Origin of the sequence: Pseudonocardia humida, from assembly GCF_023898865.1 — a bacterium.
GTDB classification, from domain to species: Bacteria; Actinomycetota; Actinomycetes; order Mycobacteriales; family Pseudonocardiaceae; genus Pseudonocardia; species Pseudonocardia humida.
The window spans coordinates 1-1,213 of sequence record NZ_JAGSOV010000123.1 but is presented as its reverse complement, the minus strand read 5'-3'; the positions used below and the strand labels follow the sequence as shown (position 1 = coordinate 1,213).

1 protein-coding gene is annotated in these 1,213 nt (G+C 69.1%); it reads right to left on the bottom strand.

Going from position 1 to position 1,213, the window contains the following annotated elements; translation table 11 throughout:
• Positions 1-1,213: arginine deiminase (locus KDL28_RS40045; RefSeq protein WP_252446705.1), on the bottom strand; the 1,213-nt coding region annotated here is incomplete at both ends.

Here is a 1,213-nt window from a genome sequence, read left to right as displayed (position 1 = left end):
TGATCGGGCAGGTCATGCAGTGCCCGCCGCCCCGGCCCCGGCCCAGCTCGGCGCCGACGATGGTGATGACCTCGATGCCGGCCTTGCGCAGCAGCGAGTTCGTGTAGGTGTTGCGGTCGTAGGCGAAGACGACACCGGGCTCCACGGCGACCAGGTTGTTGCCGCTGTCCCACTGCCCGCGCTCACTGGCGTAGGCGTCGCCACCGGTCTCCACGACCCGCAGCTCCGACAGGTTCAGCGCCTCGGCGACCACCTGAACGAAGGACAACTTCTCCTCGGTGACCTCGACCGGGTCCTTGTCGTGCGGGCGCAGGGTGAAGGTGTGGATGCCGTCGACGATGTCGGGGAACGCGGTGACGCAGTCCCGATCGGCGAAGGTGAACACCGTGTCCAGGTGCATCGCCGCGCGCAGCTTCGGCATCCCGGCCACGATCACCCGCTCGGCGACGCCGCGCTCGAACAACGCCGCCGCCATCTGCGAGATCGCCTGCCGAGAGGAGCGCTCGCTCATCCCGACCAGCACCACCCCGTTGCCGACCGGCATCACGTCGCCGCCCTCCAGGGTGGCCAGGCCCCACTCCCGCTCCGGGTCGCCCCACCACACCGCGGAGCCGACGAAGTCGGGATGGAACTCATAGACCGCCTTCATCAGCAGGGTCTCGTCGTGGCGCGCGGGCCAGTACAACGGGTTGAGCGTCACCCCCCCGTAGAGCCAACAGGTGGTGTCGCGGGTGTAGAGGGTGTTGGGCAACGGCGGCATCAGGTACTCCGGCACCCCAGCCGACTCGCGGGCCAGCGCGAGGTACCCGGAGCGGAAATCCTCGGGCAGGTCGATCGTGGACAACCCGCCGATCAGGAACTCGGCCAACCTGCGGGGCTCCAGACCGTCCAGGAACGCGCGGGTGCCCTCGACCAGCCCGAGCCCGACCTCGTTGGCGACGATCTTGCGGTCCAGCAGCCAGGTCTTCGCCTCCGGGATCGCCACCGTCTCGGCGAGCACGTTGTGCAACTCCACGACCTCGACCCCACGCTCGCGCATCTTGGACATGAAGTCGAAGTGGTCGCGGCGGGCGTTCTGCACCCACATCACGTCATCGAACAGCAGCGCGTCGCAGTTGGTCGGGGTCAGCCGGGTGTGCGCGAGACCGGGGGCGCAGACCAGGACCTTGCGCAGGGTGCCGACCTCGGAATGCACCCCGTAGGCGGCCGACGG